General features: G+C 45.1%; 17 protein-coding genes. 5 read left to right on the forward strand and 12 right to left on the reverse strand.

Annotated features, from left to right (window positions below):
• Positions 1 to 16: 16 nt before the first annotated feature.
• The 8 genes from sucD to sdhC form a co-directional block, all read right to left on the reverse strand.
• The gene (gene sucD, locus AACR11_RS28825; protein ID WP_005436989.1) at positions 17 to 889 is read right to left on the reverse strand and encodes a succinate--CoA ligase subunit alpha; all 873 of its coding nucleotides are present in this window, start codon (positions 887 to 889) and stop codon (positions 17 to 19) included.
• Positions 889 to 2055 (reverse strand): ADP-forming succinate--CoA ligase subunit beta, encoded by a 1167-nt coding sequence (sucC, locus tag AACR11_RS28830; RefSeq protein ID WP_005446426.1) that lies wholly within the window; start codon positions 2053 to 2055, stop codon positions 889 to 891. The genes sucD and sucC overlap by 1 nt, the downstream gene beginning before the upstream one ends.
• 203 nt (positions 2056 to 2258) lie before the next feature.
• Positions 2259 to 3467 carry a 2-oxoglutarate dehydrogenase complex dihydrolipoyllysine-residue succinyltransferase gene (gene odhB / locus AACR11_RS28835; protein WP_005426699.1) on the reverse strand — a complete coding sequence of 403 codons (1209 nt, stop codon included), beginning with the start codon at positions 3465 to 3467 and terminating at the stop codon, positions 2259 to 2261.
• Between the two features lie 28 nt (positions 3468 to 3495).
• Positions 3496 to 6321 carry a 2-oxoglutarate dehydrogenase E1 component gene (gene sucA / locus AACR11_RS28840; protein WP_009698583.1) on the reverse strand — a complete coding sequence of 942 codons (2826 nt, stop codon included), beginning with the start codon at positions 6319 to 6321 and terminating at the stop codon, positions 3496 to 3498.
• Between the two features lie 92 nt (positions 6322 to 6413).
• The gene (locus AACR11_RS28845; RefSeq protein ID WP_005446424.1) at positions 6414 to 7124 is read right to left on the reverse strand and encodes a succinate dehydrogenase iron-sulfur subunit; all 711 of its coding nucleotides are present in this window, start codon (positions 7122 to 7124) and stop codon (positions 6414 to 6416) included.
• A gap of 15 nt (positions 7125 to 7139) precedes the next feature.
• The gene (sdhA, locus tag AACR11_RS28850) at positions 7140 to 8906 is read right to left on the reverse strand and encodes a succinate dehydrogenase flavoprotein subunit (RefSeq protein WP_009698584.1); all 1767 of its coding nucleotides are present in this window, start codon (positions 8904 to 8906) and stop codon (positions 7140 to 7142) included.
• The gene (gene sdhD, locus AACR11_RS28855) at positions 8907 to 9251 is read right to left on the reverse strand and encodes a succinate dehydrogenase, hydrophobic membrane anchor protein (RefSeq protein WP_029788517.1); all 345 of its coding nucleotides are present in this window, start codon (positions 9249 to 9251) and stop codon (positions 8907 to 8909) included.
• Complete coding sequence (gene sdhC / locus AACR11_RS28860; RefSeq protein WP_005446421.1) at positions 9245 to 9637, reverse strand: succinate dehydrogenase cytochrome b556 subunit; 393 nt, start codon at positions 9635 to 9637, stop codon at positions 9245 to 9247. Before sdhC ends, sdhD begins: the two co-directional genes overlap by 7 nt.
• A 395-nt stretch (positions 9638 to 10032) precedes the next feature.
• Here sdhC and AACR11_RS28865 point away from each other — a divergent pair, with 395 nt between their 5' ends.
• Positions 10033 to 11322 (forward strand): citrate synthase, encoded by a 1290-nt coding sequence (locus AACR11_RS28865; RefSeq protein ID WP_005446419.1) that lies wholly within the window; start codon positions 10033 to 10035, stop codon positions 11320 to 11322.
• 313 nt (positions 11323 to 11635) lie between these two features.
• Here AACR11_RS28865 and AACR11_RS28870 read toward each other — a convergent pair whose 3' ends face one another.
• Entirely contained in the window at positions 11636 to 12394 is a 759-nt protein-coding gene (locus tag AACR11_RS28870; RefSeq protein ID WP_005446417.1) for a Nif3-like dinuclear metal center hexameric protein, read from the reverse strand.
• Between the two features lie 132 nt (positions 12395 to 12526).
• On the opposite strand from AACR11_RS28870, the gene AACR11_RS28875 reads away from it, so the two are divergent.
• A complete protein-coding gene (locus AACR11_RS28875) occupies positions 12527 to 13279 on the forward strand; it encodes a DUF1853 family protein (protein ID WP_029788516.1) in 753 nt (250 codons plus the stop codon).
• Between the two features lie 304 nt (positions 13280 to 13583).
• Here the strand turns inward: AACR11_RS28875 and pgm are convergent, their stop codons facing one another.
• On the reverse strand, positions 13584 to 15230 hold the full coding sequence (gene pgm, locus AACR11_RS28880; protein WP_017818951.1) for a phosphoglucomutase (alpha-D-glucose-1,6-bisphosphate-dependent): 1647 nt from the start codon (positions 15228 to 15230) through the stop codon (positions 13584 to 13586).
• A gap of 92 nt (positions 15231 to 15322) precedes the next feature.
• A complete protein-coding gene (seqA, locus tag AACR11_RS28885; RefSeq protein ID WP_005446408.1) occupies positions 15323 to 15865 on the reverse strand; it encodes a replication initiation negative regulator SeqA in 543 nt (180 codons plus the stop codon).
• A gap of 92 nt (positions 15866 to 15957) precedes the next feature.
• Between seqA and AACR11_RS28890 the strand changes: the two genes are divergently transcribed.
• The 3 genes from AACR11_RS28890 to fldA all read left to right on the forward strand — a co-directional run bounded on the left by AACR11_RS28890 (position 15958) and on the right by fldA (position 17641).
• Positions 15958 to 16725 carry an alpha/beta fold hydrolase gene (locus tag AACR11_RS28890; RefSeq protein ID WP_009698588.1) on the forward strand — a complete coding sequence of 256 codons (768 nt, stop codon included), beginning with the start codon at positions 15958 to 15960 and terminating at the stop codon, positions 16723 to 16725.
• A 112-nt stretch (positions 16726 to 16837) separates the two neighbouring features.
• Positions 16838 to 17059 (forward strand): DUF2788 domain-containing protein, encoded by a 222-nt coding sequence (locus AACR11_RS28895; RefSeq protein WP_005446406.1) that lies wholly within the window; start codon positions 16838 to 16840, stop codon positions 17057 to 17059.
• Between the two features lie 48 nt (positions 17060 to 17107).
• Entirely contained in the window at positions 17108 to 17641 is a 534-nt protein-coding gene (fldA, locus tag AACR11_RS28900; RefSeq protein ID WP_005446405.1) for a flavodoxin FldA, read from the forward strand.
• A gap of 56 nt (positions 17642 to 17697) precedes the next feature.
• On the opposite strand, the gene AACR11_RS28905 is transcribed toward fldA, so the two are convergent.
• Positions 17698 to 18201, reverse strand: a complete 504-nt coding sequence (locus tag AACR11_RS28905) for a DUF4442 domain-containing protein (protein WP_029788514.1) — start codon at positions 18199 to 18201, stop codon at positions 17698 to 17700.
• Positions 18202 to 18376: the final 175 nt, after the last annotated feature.

Raw genomic sequence — 18376 nt, forward strand, 5'->3', positions numbered from 1 at the left:
GTAATGGTTTGGTTGATTACCAACCTGTCACTTCACGTAGACCTTTGCCAATCTCTGCTAGAGATTTCACAGTCTTAACGCCAGCCGCTTCTAGTGCTGCGAATTTGTCTTCAGCAGTACCTTTGCCACCAGAGATAATCGCACCAGCGTGACCCATACGTTTACCAGGAGGAGCCGTTACACCAGCAATGTAAGAAACCACTGGCTTCGTTACGTTTTCTTTGATGTAAGCAGCAGCTTCTTCTTCCGCAGTACCACCAATTTCACCAATCATTACGATTGCTTCAGTTTCTGGGTCTTCTTGGAAAAGTTTAAGGATATCGATAAAGTTTGAACCAGGAATTGGGTCACCACCGATACCAACACACGTTGATTGACCGAAGCCTTCATCCGTTGTTTGCTTAACCGCTTCGTACGTTAGAGTACCTGAACGAGAAACGATACCTACTTTACCTTTCTTGTGAATATGACCAGGCATGATACCGATCTTACATTCATCAGGTGTGATAACACCCGGACAGTTTGGACCGATCATGCGAACGCCAGTTTCTTCTAGCTTCACTTTAACATCGATCATATCTGTTGTTGGGATGCCTTCCGTGATGGTCACGATAAGCTCAATACCCGCGTCAATCGCTTCTAGGATTGCATCTTTACAGAATGGCGCTGGTACGTAGATTACTGTTGCTGTTGCGCCAGTCACTTCGACTGCTTCACGTACAGTGTTGAATACAGGAAGACCAAGGTGAGTTTGACCACCTTTACCTGGAGATACACCACCAACCATTTGTGTACCGTAAGCAATTGCCTGCTCTGAGTGGAAAGTACCTTGACCACCCGTGAAGCCCTGACAGATTACTTTAGTGTCTTTGTTAATTAGTACAGACATTATTTAGCCTCCGCAGCAGCAACAACTTTCTGAGCAGCATCTGTTAGCGACTCAGCAGCAATGATATCAACATCAGAATTAGCAAGAACTTCGCGACCTAGGTCAGCGTTAGTACCTTCAAGACGAACAACAACAGGTACCGTTACACCAACTTCTTTCACTGCACCAATGATGCCTTCTGCGATCATGTCACAACGAACGATACCGCCGAAGATGTTGACTAGAACTGCTTTCACGTTGTCATCAGATAGGATGATCTTGAACGCTTCCGCTACACGCTCTTTTGTTGCACCGCCACCTACGTCTAGGAAGTTGGCCGGCTTGCCACCGTGTAGGTTGACGATGTCCATTGTCCCCATCGCCAGACCTGCACCATTAACCATACAGCCAACGTTGCCGTCTAGTGCTACGTAGTTCAGTTCCCACTGAGCTGCGTGCGCTTCACGCTCATCTTCTTGTGAAGGATCGTGCATTTCACGAAGCTTAGGCTGACGGTATAACGCGTTTGAGTCAATGTTGATCTTACCGTCAAGACACAGCAGGTTGCCTTCGCCAGTAATAACCAGTGGGTTGATCTCTAGTAGCGCTAGGTCGTACTGAGAGAACATAGTGCCAAGACCCATGAAGATCTTAACGAATTGTTTGATTTGGTCACCTTCAAGACCAAGTTTGAACGCGAGCTCACGACCTTGGTAAGCCTGAGGACCTACTAGTGGATCGATTGCTGCTTTGTGGATTAGCTCCGGTGTTTCTTCCGCAACTTTTTCGATTTCCACACCACCTTCAGTTGAAGCCATGAATACGATCTTACGGCTTGCACGGTCTACAACCGCACCAAGGTAAAGTTCGTTAGCAATGTTAGATGCTTCTTCTACAAGGATTTTAGTAACAGGCTGACCATTTGCGTCTGTTTGGTAAGTAACCAAGTTCTTACCTAGCCATTTTTGTGCGAATTCTTTTACACCATCTTTTGTATCGTGTAGCTCTACGCCGCCCGCTTTACCGCGACCGCCAGCGTGAACCTGACACTTTACAACTTTCTTTTCAGTAGTGATGCGACCCGCTGCTTCAAAAGCTTCTTGTGGCGTATCACATGCGTAGCCTTCCGGTACAGGCAAACCGAATTCTGCAAACAGCTGTTTGGCTTGGTATTCATGCAAATTCATTTTGATATTCCGTTTGTTTATCCCTTAAGGGATTTATTATTTCCATAACACCACTTCATGCGGTGCGTCTGTAGGGTCTTCTCAAATCAACTGCTTATAGATTATATCGGGGGCAGTTCAAGTGAAGGCCAGACGCTGAGCCAGTCTAGCCTTGGATGCTGTAGGCGTCGAGCTATCAGGGACAACTCGACGTTTTAGCGATATTAAACGTCTAATAACAGACGCGCTGGATCTTCTAGTAGCTCTTTAATGGTTACTAGGAAACCCACTGACTCACGACCATCAATCAAACGGTGATCGTAAGATAGTGCTAGGTACATCATTGGCAAGATTTCTACTTTGCCATCAACCGCCATTGGACGCTCTTGGATCTTGTGCATACCCAAGATTGCTGATTGTGGTGGGTTAATGATTGGCGTAGACATCAATGAACCAAATACACCGCCGTTAGTGATAGTGAAGTTACCGCCCATCAACTCATCAACCGTTAGCTTGCCGTCACGACCTTTGATTGCTAGCTCTTTGATGCCTTTTTCGATGTCAGCAAAACCTAGCGTGTCACAGTCTTTTAGAACTGGCGTCACTAGACCGCGTGGCGTAGAAACCGCCATACTGATATCAAAGTAGTTGTGGTAAACGATGTCATCACCATCAATAGATGCATTCACTTCTGGGTAACGTTTTAGTGCTTCAGTTACTGCTTTCACGTAGAAAGACATAAAGCCAAGACGAGTGCCGTGACGCTCTTCAAACTGGTCTTTGTACTGCTTACGAAGGTCCATGATTGGCTTCATGTTCACTTCGTTAAACGTAGTTAGCATTGCCGTGTTGTTTTTCGCTTCTAGAAGACGATTTGCCACTGTCTTACGTAGACGCGTCATTGGAACACGTTTTTGGCTGCGAGCTGCCGCAGGCGCTTCAACAGCTGCTGGAGCTTCTGCTTTCGGAGCTGCTTTTGCGTTTGCAAGGTGCGCTTCGATATCTTCGCGAGTAATGCGACCGCCAACACCAGAGCCTTTCACTTGGCTTGCTTCTAGACCGTGTTCAGCAAGAAGACGACGAACCGCAGGGCTTAACGCATCGTTGCTCTCTTCTGTCAGCGTTGCTTTATGACGCTTGTCAGGAGATGCTTCTTTGTCTTCTGTTGAATCTGTCGTTGGTTCGCCTGCTACGGCACCTGGCTTAAGTTTTGCAATCAACTGCTTAGAAAGTACTGTCGCACCTTCTTCTTCGATAATGGCTTCTAAAACGCCCGCTTCCGGAGCAGGTACTTCAAGCACGACTTTATCAGTTTCGATATCAACCAGAACTTCATCACGCTCGACTACGTCGCCTGGTTGTTTGTGCCATGTCGCTACGGTTGCGTCAGCAACTGATTCAGGTAAATCTGGAACCAGAATTTCAATTGTCATATCTGTTTCTTCCTTTAACTTCTAGTTCTTAATTCGAAGTTTTTGAGTTCACGTTCAGAGCGTCTTCAACCAACGCTTTTTGTTGTTTCAAGTGCACCGACATGTAGCCTACTGCTGGCGAAGCAGAAGCTGGGCGACCTGCGTATTTAAGATCTGCGCCTGCTGGAATAGCAGCACGGAAGTTGTGTTGGCTACAGTACCAAGCACCCTGGTTTTGAGGCTCTTCCTGACACCATACAAAGTCTTCAACATTCGTGTATTGCTCAATAGCGGCTTGAACTTCTTCCATCGGGAATGGGTATAGCTGCTCAATACGCACAATAGCAACATCATCTTGTTCGTTATTGCGACGCTGTTCTAGAAGGTCGAAATAAACCTTACCCGAACAGAACACAACACGTTTCACTTTGCTTGGTTCCAGATTATCGATTTCTGGAATCGCCGGCTGGAATGTACCTTCAGAAAGATCTTCCAACGACGATGTACAAAGTGGATGACGCAGTAGCGACTTAGGTGACATAACAATCAGTGGACGACGCATTGGACGCACCACCTGACGACGGATCATGTGGTAAACCTGTGCTGGTGTAGATGGCACTACAACCTGCATGTTTTGTTCAGCACACAATTGTAGGTAACGTTCTAAACGCGCTGACGAGTGCTCAGGACCTTGACCTTCATAACCGTGTGGCAACAGCATCGTCAGACCACATAGACGAGCCCATTTTTGCTCACCCGACGAAATGAACTGGTCGATCACCACTTGCGCACCGTTTGCGAAATCACCAAATTGTGCTTCCCAAATGGTCAAACCGCTTGGCTCTGCCGTTGCGTAACCGTACTCAAACGCCAGTACCGCTTCTTCTGACAATACAGAGTCAAAGACTTGGAATGGACCTTGTTTGTCATGAATATTCGCTAGCGGGATGTAAGTGCTCGCATCGTTTTGGTTATGCAAAACAGAGTGACGATGGAAGAAAGTACCACGACCTGAGTCCTGACCAGAGATACGAATACGCTTGCCATCGTCAACTAAGGTAGCGTACGCAAGTGTCTCTGCCATACCCCAATCTAATGGCTTCTCACCACTGATCATTGCAGCACGATCGTTGTAAAGCTTGTTTACACGGCTTTGTAGCTTATGGCTATCCGGGTATTGAATTAGGCGTTGACCAAGCTCTTTCAAGCGGGTTGAATCAAATTTGTTGTCCCATTCAACATCCCAGTCGTGACCTAGATACGGAGACCAGTCAACAGAGTGAAGAGCCATTGGACGCCACTCTTTCACCACAACTTCACCTTTATCAAGTGCGTCGCGGTACTCATTCACAAGCTGAGTTGCAACTTCAATATCTGATTCATTTTTATCGATCAATACATCAGCGTATAGCTTACGTGGTGTTGGGTGCTTTTTGATTTTCTGGTACATCAACGGTTGAGTCGCATTCGGCTCATCCGCTTCGTTGTGACCATGACGACGGTAACAAACCAAATCAATCACAACATCACGCTTAAACTCGTTGCGGTAATCCAGAGCAATACGAGTGACAAAAGCAACTGCTTCTGGGTCGTCAGCATTAACGTGGAAAATCGGAGCCTGTACCATCTTCGCAATATCAGTACAGTACATCGTCGAGCGAGTATCACGAGGGTTCGATGTTGTAAAACCAACTTGGTTGTTCACAACGATACGTACCGTACCGCCGACACAGAAGCCACGCGCTAGAGACATGTTAAACGTCTCTGCTACCACGCCCTGACCTGCAATTGCTGAGTCACCGTGAATAGTGATTGGCAGTACGCGGCTACCATCAAAATCACCAAGGCGATCTTGACGCGCACGAACCGAACCGATAACTACTGGGTTTACAATCTCAAGGTGAGATGGGTTAAATGCTAGCGCTAAGTGGACATCGCCACCTGGCGTTGCAAAGTCTGCAGAGAAACCTTGGTGGTACTTAACGTCACCCGTACCCCATGTTTCGTCATGTTTGCCTGCAAACTCGTCAAACAAATCTTGTGGCTTCTTACCTAGAACGTTGACTAGCATGTTCAAACGTCCACGGTGAGCCATACCGATAACCACTTCACGCATGCCGCTCTTACCAGCATGACGAATCAGCTCTTTTGTCATCGGAATTAGTGCATCACCACCTTCTAGAGAGAAACGTTTAGCGCCTGGGAACTTAGCACCCAAGTAACGCTCAAGACCTTCAGCAGCAGTTAGCTCCTCAAGGAATGTACGTTTTTCAGTTTTATCGAAAGATGGCTGACCAACCACAGACTCTAAACGTTGCTGAATCCAACGCTTCTGTTCTGTGTCTGTCATGTGCATGTATTCAGCACCAATAGAACCACAGTACGTTTTCTTCAGAGCTGAGTAGATATCTTTCAACTGCATGGTTTCTTGCCCAATAGCAAAAGAACCTACGTTGAAAGTTTCTTCGAAGTCATCTTCGGTGAGATTGTGGAATGCAGGGTCTAGCTCCGCCACAGGTGGACGTTGCCATAGACCTAGAGGATCAAGCTCAGCAGCTTCATGACCGCGGAAGCGGTATGCGTTGATAAGCTGTAGAACTTTTACTTGCTTAGCGTCGACATCTGGATCACTAACTTGGACACTGTAATGCTTTGTTTCTTGAGCGAGTCGTCGGAAGTAGTCACGGACACGCGAATGCGGCTGTTCTGCCACTTCTTCTGAGTTTTTAGGTAACTCATCAAATACGCGTTTCCACTCCTCACTTACCAGATCGGGATCACTTAGATACAGTTCGTAGAGGTCCTCTACATACGTTGCATTGGCGCCAGCCAAGTGTGAAGACTCGAGCCATGCCTTCATCACGCCGTTGTGCATATTTTCCCTTAACCAGTAGTTTTCACGTTTGCTTCGGTCTGCGCCGAGCTATTAAGAGCCGACCCATTTGGGTCGGCAATTTTTGTTGTTAATTAAATCGAACGATTCACCAGCATCGACTTGATGTGACCGATGGCTTTCGTAGGATTTAGCCCCTTAGGACAAACACTTACACAATTCATGATGCCATGGCAACGAAAAACGCTAAATGCATCATCAAGATCGGACAAACGTTCATCAGTTGCTGTATCTCGGCTATCAATTAGCCAACGGTAAGCCGCTAAGAGACCAGCAGGGCCGATAAATTTATCTGGGTTCCACCAGAATGATGGACAAGAAGTTGTACAACATGCACACATAATACATTCATACAATCCATCTAAATGCGCACGTTCATCTGGCGATTGTAAGTTCTCTCGCGATGGTGGTAGAGCACCGTCATCAATCAAGAAAGGCTTAACTTTCGCATAGTTATCGTAGAACTGTGTCATGTCAACGATAAGATCACGTACTACTGGTAGGCCAGGTAACGGTCGGATGACAATCTTGTCACCTTGAAGCGCAGATAGCGGAGTAATGCACGCTAGACCGTTTTTACCATTCATATTCAGACCATCAGATCCACATACCCCTTCACGACATGAACGACGGAATGCAATGCTCGGATCTTGCTCTTTTAGTAAAATCAGCGCGTCCAGAACCATCATGTCTGAGCCTTCTTCCACTTCAAGAACGTAGTCTTTCATGTAAGGTTTTGTGTCTACATCCGGGTTGTAACGGTATAAAGAGAAGTTTAGTTTCATAGTCATATCCTCCCTTTAGTAAGTACGTACTTTCGGAGGGAAAGCTTCACGATGAGTTGGCGTCATATTCACATCACGCTTAGTCATTGCTTCAGTTTCCGGGTTGTAGATTGAGTGGCATAGCCAATTTTCATCATCACGCTCAGGGAAGTCGAAGCGAGCATGTGCGCCACGGCTTTCAGTACGGTAGTTCGCCGCTACTGCTGTAGAGAATGCAGTTTCCATCAAGTTGTCTAGCTCTAAACACTCAATACGTTGCGTGTTGAATTCAGAAGACTTGTCAGCTAGGTGTGCATCTTTTAGGCGCTCACGAATTACTTTCAACTCTTCCAGACCTGTTGCCATTGCATCGCCTTCACGGAATACCGAGAAGCTGTTTTGCATGCAAGATTGTAGATCTTTACGGATTTGAACTGGATCTTCACCACCAGTGCTGTTCTCCCAACGCATAGTACGCGCTAGTGAAGCTTCGATGTCAGACTCTGTTGCTGGACGAGCTTCAGCTTGTGCAGCCAGTGTTTCGCCAAGGTGTAGACCTGTTGCGCGACCGAATACCACCAAATCAAGCAGTGAGTTGCCGCCCAGACGGTTTGCACCGTGTACCGATACAGAAGCAATTTCACCACAAGCGTATAGACCTTGGACTTCGACATCATTACCGTCAGCAGTCTGTTTGATTGCTTGACCTGAAACTTGCGTTGGAACACCACCCATCATGTAGTGACAAGTTGGGATTACTGGAATTGGCTCTTTAACTGGATCAACGTGCGCGAATGTACGCGAAAGCTCACAGATACCAGGCAGACGAGACTCAAGAACATCTTTACCTAGGTGATCCAATTTCAGCTTGATGTGTGGACCCCAAGGACCGTCACAACCACGACCTTCACGGATTTCAATCATCATAGAACGAGCTACTACGTCACGACCTGCAAGGTCTTTCGCGTTTGGCGCATAACGCTCCATGAAGCGCTCGCCATCTTTATTTAGAAGGTAACCACCTTCACCACGACAACCTTCTGTAACAAGAACACCTGCACCAGCAATACCCGTTGGGTGGAACTGCCACATTTCCATGTCTTGCATTGGAACGCCTGCGCGAAGTGCCATACCAACACCATCACCAGTATTGATGTGCGCGTTAGTAGTCGACGCGTAGATACGGCCTGCACCACCTGTTGCTAGGATGGTTGCTTTCGATTTGAAGTAACAAATCTCACCCGTTTCCATACAGATAGCCGTACAACCCATGATCGCGCCGTCTTGGTTTTTCACCAAATCTAGAGCGTACCATTCAGAGAAAATGGTTGTTTTGTGTTTTACGTTTTGTTGGTACAGCGTGTGAAGAAGTGCGTGACCAGTACGGTCTGCCGCTGCTGCTGTACGAGCCGCTTGCTCACCACCAAACTCTTTTGACTGGCCACCAAATGGACGTTGGTAGATTGTTCCGTTATCAAAGCGAGAGAATGGAAGACCCATTTTTTCTAGTTCGATAACTGACTCAGGACCATTTTTACACATGTACTCAATCGCATTTTGGTCACCGATGTAATCAGAACCTTTTACCGTATCGTACATATGCCATTGCCAATCGTCCTTGTGCGAGTTACCAAGCGCAACTGTAATACCACCCTGCGCGGATACAGTATGAGAACGAGTTGGGAAAACTTTAGATAGCAAAGCACATGATAAGCCTTGCTCCGAAATTTGTAGTGCAGCGCGCATGCCCGCACCACCAGCGCCGATTACTACGGCATCAAACTCACGAACTGGAATAGACACTTACGCACCCCACAGAATAAATAGACCAGAGAAGACATAGCCGAACAGAACGGCAATAACACCAAGTTGAAGTGCACCGCGAAGTTTCGAGCACTTAATGTAATCGGTTAAGACTTGCCATAAACCAATCCACGCGTGAATCAGAATAGAAACAAGTGCCAACATGGTGAAAACTTTGGTGAAAGTACCACCAAAGAATTGGGCCCAAGATGCGTAAGAGATATCTGAGAAAGCACAGAAGCTCACTAGATAAATCGTGTATAGCGTCATAATGATGGCTGAAGCACGAATCAATAAGAAATCGTGAACACCATTACGACCAAATGAAGAAACGTGTTTTACCATACCAAGATCCCCGCCAGTAGTGATAACACTGCAGTTGCACCAAATGCGACTTTAGCGCTCATCGCGCCTGAATCGAGTTCTTCGAAATGACCTAGGTCCATCAATAAGTGACGAACACCACCAGCAATGTGGTAGGCAAGTGCAGTTAGAATGCCCCATAGAATGAATTTCACGAAGAAGCTATCGACAATGTCAGCGGCTTCCATAAAACCCATCGGGGACGACAGAGAAATGGACAGTAACCAAAGTAATATACCCACCGCAACAAACGTAATCACACCAGATACACGGTGTAGGATTGACGCGATTGCTGTGATGGGAAAGCGGATGGTCTGTAAATCTAAATTAACAGGTCTTGACTTTCTTTCTTTCACGGGCTTGCTCACTCAGCTCCATTGAGCATTTATTGTTATAACCAATTTCAGCTTCCAAACGTACAAAAGTTAACATTTGACTAACAAATACTCGCAATAAGCTCGGAGATAATTGTAAACACTTTGTTAACAACCGGAGTCCACAAACAAACCTCACTTTTGTTTCTAGCCCCGAATTTATAAGGATTTAACTAAAATTTTCTGTGCCAATATACGGCTAGCAACATTCTAATACAATTGATGTAACAAATTATGCTACATAGAACAGATTTTTAACGATTTTCATGAGAAAAATCATAACAAGTGCACACAAAAATGGAGAAAAATTGACTTTAAGCTTTAACAACAGTACAAAAATGGCACATAAACATCCTGGACGGATTAAATAATAAACAAAGGAGATTGTTATGGCGGATAAGAAAGCTACCCTTCATGTTGAAGGTCATGCGCCGATCGAACTGCCAATTATGGACGGTACGCTAGGTACACCTGTGATTGATGTTCGTAAACTGGGAGCCAATGGTTACTTTACTTTTGACCCAGGTTTTCTTGCCACTGCATCTTGTGAATCGTCAATCACGTACATCGACGGCGGCAAAGGTATTCTTTTGCACCGCGGTTACCCAATTGACCAATTAGCCAATAACGCAGATTACTTGGAAGTATGTTACATCCTGCTTTATGGCGAAGCCCCTACCCGTGAGCAATACGAGCAATTCAAAACAACGGTTACTCGCCATACAATGGTGCACGAGCAAATCGCAAGCTTCTTCCATGGCTTCCGTCGCGACGCTCACCCAATGGCAGTAATGTGTGGTGTGGTTGGTGCACTAGCGGCCTTCTACCACGATTCACTAGATATCAACAACGACGAACACCGTGAAATTGCGGCGTACCGTCTGCTATCGAAAATGCCAACATTGGCGGCGATGTGTTACAAGTACTCAATCGGTCAGCCATTTATCTACCCTCGTAACGACCTAAGCTACGCAGAAAACTTCTTACACATGATGTACGCAAACCCATGTGAAGAATACGAAGTAAACCCTGTTGTTGCTCGTGCGATGGATAAAATCTTTACGCTTCACGCAGATCACGAACAAAACGCATCAACATCGACCGTTCGTCTATCTGGTTCTTCTGGAGCGAACCCATTCGCATGTATTGCCGCAGGTATTGCTTCTCTATGGGGTCCTGCACACGGTGGTGCAAACGAAGCATGTCTGAAGATGCTTGAAGAGATCGGCAGTGTAGAGAACATTCCTGAGTACGTTGAACGTGCAAAAGACAAAGATGACCCGTTCCGTCTAATGGGCTTTGGTCACCGCGTTTACAAAAACTACGATCCACGCGCTACAGTTATGCGCGAAACATGTCACGAAGTTCTAAAAGAGCTAAACATTAAAGATCCACTACTAGACGTAGCAATGGAGCTTGAGCGTATTGCACTTTCTGACGAATACTTCGTGTCTAAGAAGCTTTACCCGAACGTAGACTTCTACTCAGGTATCATTCTAAAAGCGATCGGCATTCCTGTATCGATGTTTACGGTAATCTTCGCGATTTCTCGTACTATCGGTTGGATCGCTCACTGGAACGAAATGCACAGCGACCCACTAAACCGAATCGGTCGTCCTCGTCAGCTATACACAGGTGAAACTCAGCGTGAGTTCTCTCCACTGCACGAGCGTGAATAACCGTTAGAATCGATAATCGGATAAGAGTTGGGGTTGACGTGAAAGCGTCAGCCCTTTCTTTATTTGAAGAGACGAGAACACGCAACGTTCTATGAAATGCGTCGCATCGAGAGACTATTCCTCTACGCTCTTACAGCTATTACACAAGAAATTCCTGACGTTGCTCCTACCTCACAATCGAAGATGACGTCGTGAAGACTTCAGAGTTTTCGTCTTCTTTATGAGCGAGGCACAAGTGAGTTGGGGATCTGCTCTTTCTCTCTGTTTAGAAAGCAGAGCGTCCCCGTATCACGAAGGATGAAGTCCGTCCCGTCTATACTGGATTATCAATATCGATAAACGTGACATCTAACCCGTGCTCTTGCGCCAACCATTCACCCAACGCCTTAATACCGTAACGTTCTGTAGCATGGTGACCCGCAGAGAAATAATGAATGTCTAACTCACGAGCGGTGTAAGTTGTTCGCTCTGAGATCTCACCCGAAATAAACGCATCTAATCCGTGCTGAGCGGCAAGCTCAATAAAATCTTGACCACCGCCAGTACACCAACCGACGGTCTCAATCATTTTGTCTGCATTTTCAGGTGCGATATGCAAAGGTTCACGGTTTAGGACTTGATTAATTTTGTTCGCAAACTCAGCACCTGTCATCGCTTGTTTTAAACGACCAAACATCGCCACGGACTGAGGGTGACCTTCTAACCCACCTTCAACCGAGATATTCAACAAACGAGCAAGCTCAGCGTTATTGCCGAGTTCTGGGTGAATATCTAACGGTAAGTGGTAGCCGTAAAGGTTGATGTCGTTTTTAATCAAACTACGAATGCGCTTACCTTTCATACCACGAATAGGCTCTGGTTCACCTTTCCAAAAGTACCCATGATGCACAAGCAGAGCATCAGCTTCCAACTCGATGGCTTTATTGATCAAGGCTTGTGAAGCAGTGACACCAGTTACGATACGTTTGATTTCTGATTTACCTTCTACTTGCATTCCATTTGGCGCGTAGTCTTTGATAAGTTGCGGCGACAATTTCTCGTTGAGGATCTTTTCCAACTGTAAATTATTCATTATTACTTCCAATACTTGTGGCTTGAGCAAAGTGTATATCGAACCGCAATCCAGATGCCAGTTGTGACATCCCCAACTCAAACAAATTTAGATACAATAGAAAGGCTTTACCCGTGACAACAAGGATAATGGATGAATTCACTACAACGTTTCCAACAATGGATTGCTAACACCTCTCCACTTTTCAAACTTAAGCCCCCTTTTGTCACTGTCAAAGATATTCAGACGCAGGCTCTGCCAGACAATGAAAAATATGATGGAAACCCTCGCCTTGGTTTTCTGTATCAGTACCTTTGCACCAAGTTGCTAACCTGTTCGCCTCGTTATGAACTGGTTGCTGAAGAGATTCAATTAAATGACGCCACTGGGCGAACCATTGGTGCTGTCGATCTGATCTTAAAAGACGTAGAAAGTAATCAACATGAGCATTGGGAAGTCGCAATTAAGTTCTACTTACTTCATCAAGGCGTTTGGTATGGACCGAATGCTCACGACCAACTGCACAAAAAGCTCGAACGCATGCTCAACCACCAACTAAAAATGAGCCAAAGGGAAGAGTTTCGTCAGCAACTACCGCTAAACAGTGAACCGAGTGAACATTTACTAATGCAGGGACGTCTGTACGTAAACCCTTTTTCAAAAGAGCCTATCCCTACAACCTGTTTAGGTTATGAATTAGACCCTATACAAATATCTGGTTTCTGGTGTTATCAAAGCCAATGGGAACAAATTAAACAGCCACTTTACGCACTTCCTAAACCGCTCTGGGCAACTGGTAATGACGAATTCTTGGATCCAATCGACAAACCATCTGATAGGTTTGTTCACGCGCAGACAAAGGACGGTCAGTTTTGGTTTGTTGTACCGGATACGTGGCCCAATTAAAAACGAAAGACATTTTATTTTGTCTTTTTAGGGACAAGTTCTTTCAACGAGCTAATCTCGACATTTCCGGTTATAAGAAAGATTCTCGACCACAACCTTTCGCCGCTTTCGGGAATGACGCTGCCGAGGTCCAGTATATCCAGTTCATCATCTTCACAAGGGAGAAACGAACGAGTTGGGCTCCCTTTCTTTTTGCTCGCCTCTCCAAGCGAGGCTCCTTCGAATCTTGAAGCGAAGCATTACCTCTTCACAAACAAAAAAGGGTCGACACAAAGTCGACCCTTTCAAACAATAATCGCTTAAGTTACAAACCAGCGGCTGCAAATACTTGATTAACGATTTCTTGTGCTTCAGCTTCGATTTGTTTTAGGTGCTCTTCACCTTTGAAGCTTTCACAGTAAATTTTGTAGATGTCTTCAGTGCCTGATGGACGAGCTGCGAACCAACCATTAGCGGTCGTGACTTTAAGACCACCAATTGCAGCACCGTTACCAGGAGCGTGCGTTAGACGAGCAGTGATGGCATCACCTGCTAGTGTTTCAGCCGCTACCATTTCAGGTGAAAGCTTCTTCAGTACGTCTTTTTGCGGACCATTCGCTACAGCTTGAATACGGTTGTACTTAGACTCACCATGCTTCGCAGCTAGCTCCTCATAGTAATCTTGCGGGTTCTTACCCGTTACCGCAGTGATCTCTGCCGCTAGAAGACATAACAAGATGCCATCTTTGTCTGTTGACCAAGGCGTACCATCTTTACGAAGGAAAGACGCACCAGCACTTTCTTCACCGCCGAAGCCGAACTTACCAGTGTATAGACCATCAACAAACCATTTGAAACCGACTGGTACTTCGCACAGTTCACGACCTAAATCAGCCACAACACGGTCAATAAGAGCACTTGATACTAGCGTTTTACCAACAGCAACATCTTTGCCCCACACATCGCGATGACGGTATAGGTAGTCAATACAAACCGCTAAGAAGTGGTTCGGGTTCATCAAACCTTTTGGCGTAACGATACCGTGACGGTCGTAGTCAGGGTCATTACCAAAAGCTAAATCATATTCATCTTTCAATGCCAATAGACCAGCCATTGCGTAAGGAGAAGAACAATCCATACGTACAACGCCATCTTTATCGAGAGACATGAATTGGAAAGAAGGATCAATCGCTTCACTTACTAGCGTTAGGTCTAGGTTGTACACCTGACCAATTTGACGCCAGTAATCAATACCGCTACCACCCAATGGATCAACACCAATTTTCAAGTTTGCTTTTTGGATTGCTTCCATATCGATAACATTAACTAGGTCATCGATGTACGGTTTCACCAAGTCCATCTCTACAAACAGATCCGATGCTTTTGCTTCTGCTAGAGGTAAGCGTTTAACACCTTGTAGACCTTCGGCAATTAGCGCATTTGCACGATCTTCGATCGCTTGAGTCAGTTCAGCTTCTGCAGGACCACCGTGAGTCGGATTGTATTTGATACCGCCGTCTTGTGGTGGGTTGTGAGATGGTGTGATCACGATGCCATCTGCCTTATCATCGTGCTTGATGTTGTAAGTCAGGATCGCATGAGAAATACCCGGCGTTGGTGTGTAGCCGTTGTCTTGCTGCACAATCACTTGTACACCGTTTGCAATCAATACTTCAACCACACTTGAAAAAGCAGGCTCAGAAAGCGCGTGAGTGTCTTTACCCACAAACAATGGACCCGTTGTGCCTTGTTCTGCACGAACTTCCGCTACCGCTTGAGCAATCGCTAAGATGTGGTTTTCGTTAAAAGTGTGTTTGTCTGCAGTACCGCGATGACCAGAAGTACCAAATTGAACTTTATGTTCTGCATTAGTTGCATCTGGCTGAAGTAAGAAGTAATTAGCAACGAGTGCTGGGATATTGTGAAGATCTTCCTGCTGCGCTTTTTGCCCAGCACGAGGGTGCATAGCCATGTTTGACATCCTTTCTTTAAATACAAATAAAATCAAAAAAGCCTCATAATATCCGCTACACGCTACACATTATGAGGCTTCTATCAGGTTTCTTAGATTGAACCTGTTACTTTCTCTATTAAGTCAGGCTGGAATTCCATGTGCGTCATCACCTGCTCCACCATTTGTCGTTTACGACTGGTGTTGTTGTTAGTGATTACCCAAAATGGCGTACCAGGAATTGCTTTAGGTTTGGTAGTGTTACCATTTGCTAGTAGAGTCTCTTCGTTATCAGCAAAGTAAACACGTTTGCGTCCCTTCACTTTTGTCGCTTGGGAGAAACTCTCTGGATTTAGTTTGTGTAAGGTTGATAGTACCAACATGAAGCGATCAATCGCTTTCTTAAGACCAGCAAACTCATCAGAGATAAGTAGAGAACGCATCTCTTTTACGGTATCTACTGATTCTGCTTTACCTGCATCTTTACTTACTACAATCCCTTGTGGCTTTTCTACTACAGGTGCAACGACTGCTTCCTGCAACTGACCATCAAGGTTCAAAAGGCGTCGTAAAATATCCGAGGCACTTTCACCGATATGCTTGGTTTGACCTGCAATGTAACGGTATAGATCCTCATCAACCTCAATTGTTTTCATTCGCTTTTCACATTCTCAATGTTTAAACTCTGGGGGATTATAACGAGATCCTCGCGGATACTCCACGTTAAACCCATCACGAATAAGATAAAATGTCAGCATTACTCAACTATAAGCAGGAAGGGCAAGGCCAAACGGTTGTTTTGATTCATGGATTATTTGGCAGTTTCAGTAATCTAGGTTTACTGGCTCGCGATCTCGTTCAAGATCACTCAGTGATCAGCATTGATCTCCGAAATCATGGTCTTTCTTTCCATTCAGATACACACAATTACGAAGTGATGGCACAAGATGTTGCTGATTTACTTCACCATTTAAACATCGAGCCAGCGTTAGTTATTGGTCACTCAATGGGTGGCAAAGTAGCGATGAAACTCGCAGATGTCGCACCTGAATTCGTCAAACAGCTGATTGTATTAGACATGGCTCCTGTGGCTTATCAAACCAACCGTCATGACAATGTATTTAATGGCTTGCGAGCAGTAATCGAAGAACAACCAGCCAATCGACAACAAACTATGGATATTCTCGCTCAACACATCGAGATGGATGGAGTCAGACAATTCTTGTCAAAGTCCCTATATAAAAACGGGAACAAAATGGATTGGCGTTTTAACGTCACGGGCTTACTGAACAACTACGACAACATCATCGGTTGGAACGACATCGCACCCACCGACATTCCAACTCTATTTGTTAAAGGCGGCGATTCCGACTACTTGATGCCAGAGCACCAGCCTGCGGTTAAGCGTCAGTTTAACAATGCAAAAGCGCACATTATTGCTAACACAGGACACTGGTTACATGCAGAAAAACCAGCAGAAGTTATGCGGGTGATCAGGAAATATATTTCCAGTTAACAAATTCGGAAAACAACGCCAGATTATTGAAATAACCCTTCTTGTTGTGCATTAACTTTACGGTTTAACAGTGGTATAGTGCGCCCAAGAATTTTTGGCATGAAGGACGACAATGCTATACGACTATATGGACATGCTCGAGTCGATCGGGCTCGATCTTCTTTTTGCTGCTATCTTCTTTTTCATCGGGATGGCAATAAAAGATGTACTAAAACAAGGTAACGTACCTGTTTTCGGTCGTCGTATTGTGTGGTTGGTTCTTTTCCTTGGCTGCGCTGGCTTCATTGCGAAAGGTCTGATTCAGCTCAGTTGGGAAGGCACAGGGCTTGGTTAAGCTCTCTATCCCATAGCCAGTAACAAACAATGTAAAGGTATAGACTCTATGGCAAGTGTAGGTATCTTCTTCGGTAGCGACACAGGTAATACTGAAGCCGTTGCAAAGATGATTCAAAAGCAACTAGGTAAACAACTAGTTCACGTTCAAGACATCGCAAAAAGCAGCAAAGAAGACATTGATAACTTTGATCTTCTGCTTCTAGGTATCCCGACTTGGTACTATGGCGAAGCACAATGTGACTGGGATGACTTCTTCCCTGAACTTGAGCAAATCGACTTCTCGACAAAGCTAGTTGCTATCTTCGGTTGTGGTGACCAAGAAGATTACGCAGAGTACTTCTGTGATGCAATGGGTACAGTACGTGATATCGTTGAAGCAAAAGGTGGCACTATTCTGGGTCACACTTCAACTGAAGGTTACGAGTTCGAAGCATCTAAAGCACTTGTAGAAGGTGATGATAGCCAGTTTGTAGGTCTATGTATCGATGAAGACCGTCAACCAGAACTTACTGATGAACGTGTTGAAAACTGGGTTAAGCAAATCTACGAAGAGATGTGCCTAGCTGAGCTTGAAGGCTAATTAAAAGCATTCATTAAAAATGACCTCCACTCTGGAGGTCTTTTTGTATGTGGTAATCAAGATGCCTCAGTGGCAATTTCTTCTTCGCGGAATTGTGGTTTCTTGCGTACATACAATTTGCGCTGAACTTCAGAGACCACATTGCCTTCCTTATCTTTGACGTGGGTAATAAACTCAGGGAAACATTTTTCTCCATTGCGCGTCATCTGATAGATGTCGTCCAGCATTCCTTCCGTCACCTCAAAATCAGCAAACAAATCACTTTGTCCTGGCTTGATAAAGTTGATGCTCGCCTCTTTGTCCCATACATAATATTCTTCACGTAGAATACCCATGAGCATCAGCGAGTAGATAGGATCCGTCAGGGAAAAAATGCTCCCTCCATATTGAGTGCGATTGGCGTTTTTATTCCACCATCTCAACTTCAAACGTACTTTAACCGTTCGAAAGTCTTCAGAAATATGTAAGATTTTAATACCCGCCCCCCAAAATGGCGGCCAAATATTGAGCGCAAATTTCACAATTCCCGGTTTATATATCTTAGCAAGTCGCTTATTCATAACTTTCCATGTCTTTGCGATTCTGATGTTATCAATTTGTAACTGGTCTGATCTGTAATATAATCGACCTGTTTCTAATTTACAAAAAGAATCTATTAACCCTTTGAAGTTCGTGGTTTAATGTTTCGAACGCTTCGCCTATAATGGTAGGAATATTGAATTCTGTTAAATCGCT

The organism is Vibrio sp. L85, assembly GCF_963871815.1.
In the GTDB taxonomy this organism is placed as follows: domain Bacteria; phylum Pseudomonadota; class Gammaproteobacteria; order Enterobacterales; family Vibrionaceae; genus Vibrio; species Vibrio harveyi.

Coding starts and splice junctions, on each gene's coding strand:
- sucD (WP_005436989.1), bottom strand. CDS start 889: ATGTCTGTACTAATTAACAAAGACACTAAAGTAATCTGTCAGGGCTTC.
- sucC (WP_005446426.1), bottom strand. CDS start 2,055: ATGAATTTGCATGAATACCAAGCCAAACAGCTGTTTGCAGAATTCGGT.
- odhB (WP_005426699.1), bottom strand. CDS start 3,467: ATGACAATTGAAATTCTGGTTCCAGATTTACCTGAATCAGTTGCTGAC.
- sucA (WP_009698583.1), bottom strand. CDS start 6,321: ATGCACAACGGCGTGATGAAGGCATGGCTCGAGTCTTCACACTTGGCT.
- AACR11_RS28845 (WP_005446424.1), bottom strand. CDS start 7,124: ATGAAACTAAACTTCTCTTTATACCGTTACAACCCGGATGTAGACACA.
- sdhD (WP_029788517.1), bottom strand. CDS start 9,251: ATGGTAAAACACGTTTCTTCATTTGGTCGTAATGGTGTTCACGATTTC.
- AACR11_RS28865 (WP_005446419.1), top strand. CDS start 10,033: ATGGCGGATAAGAAAGCTACCCTTCATGTTGAAGGTCATGCGCCGATC.
- AACR11_RS28870 (WP_005446417.1), bottom strand. CDS start 12,394: ATGAATAATTTACAGTTGGAAAAGATCCTCAACGAGAAATTGTCGCCG.
- AACR11_RS28875 (WP_029788516.1), top strand. CDS start 12,527: ATGAATTCACTACAACGTTTCCAACAATGGATTGCTAACACCTCTCCA.
- pgm (WP_017818951.1), bottom strand. CDS start 15,230: ATGGCTATGCACCCTCGTGCTGGGCAAAAAGCGCAGCAGGAAGATCTT.
- seqA (WP_005446408.1), bottom strand. CDS start 15,865: ATGAAAACAATTGAGGTTGATGAGGATCTATACCGTTACATTGCAGGT.
- AACR11_RS28890 (WP_009698588.1), top strand. CDS start 15,958: ATGTCAGCATTACTCAACTATAAGCAGGAAGGGCAAGGCCAAACGGTT.
- AACR11_RS28895 (WP_005446406.1), top strand. CDS start 16,838: ATGCTATACGACTATATGGACATGCTCGAGTCGATCGGGCTCGATCTT.
- fldA (WP_005446405.1), top strand. CDS start 17,108: ATGGCAAGTGTAGGTATCTTCTTCGGTAGCGACACAGGTAATACTGAA.
- AACR11_RS28905 (WP_029788514.1), bottom strand. CDS start 18,201: ATGAATAAGCGACTTGCTAAGATATATAAACCGGGAATTGTGAAATTT.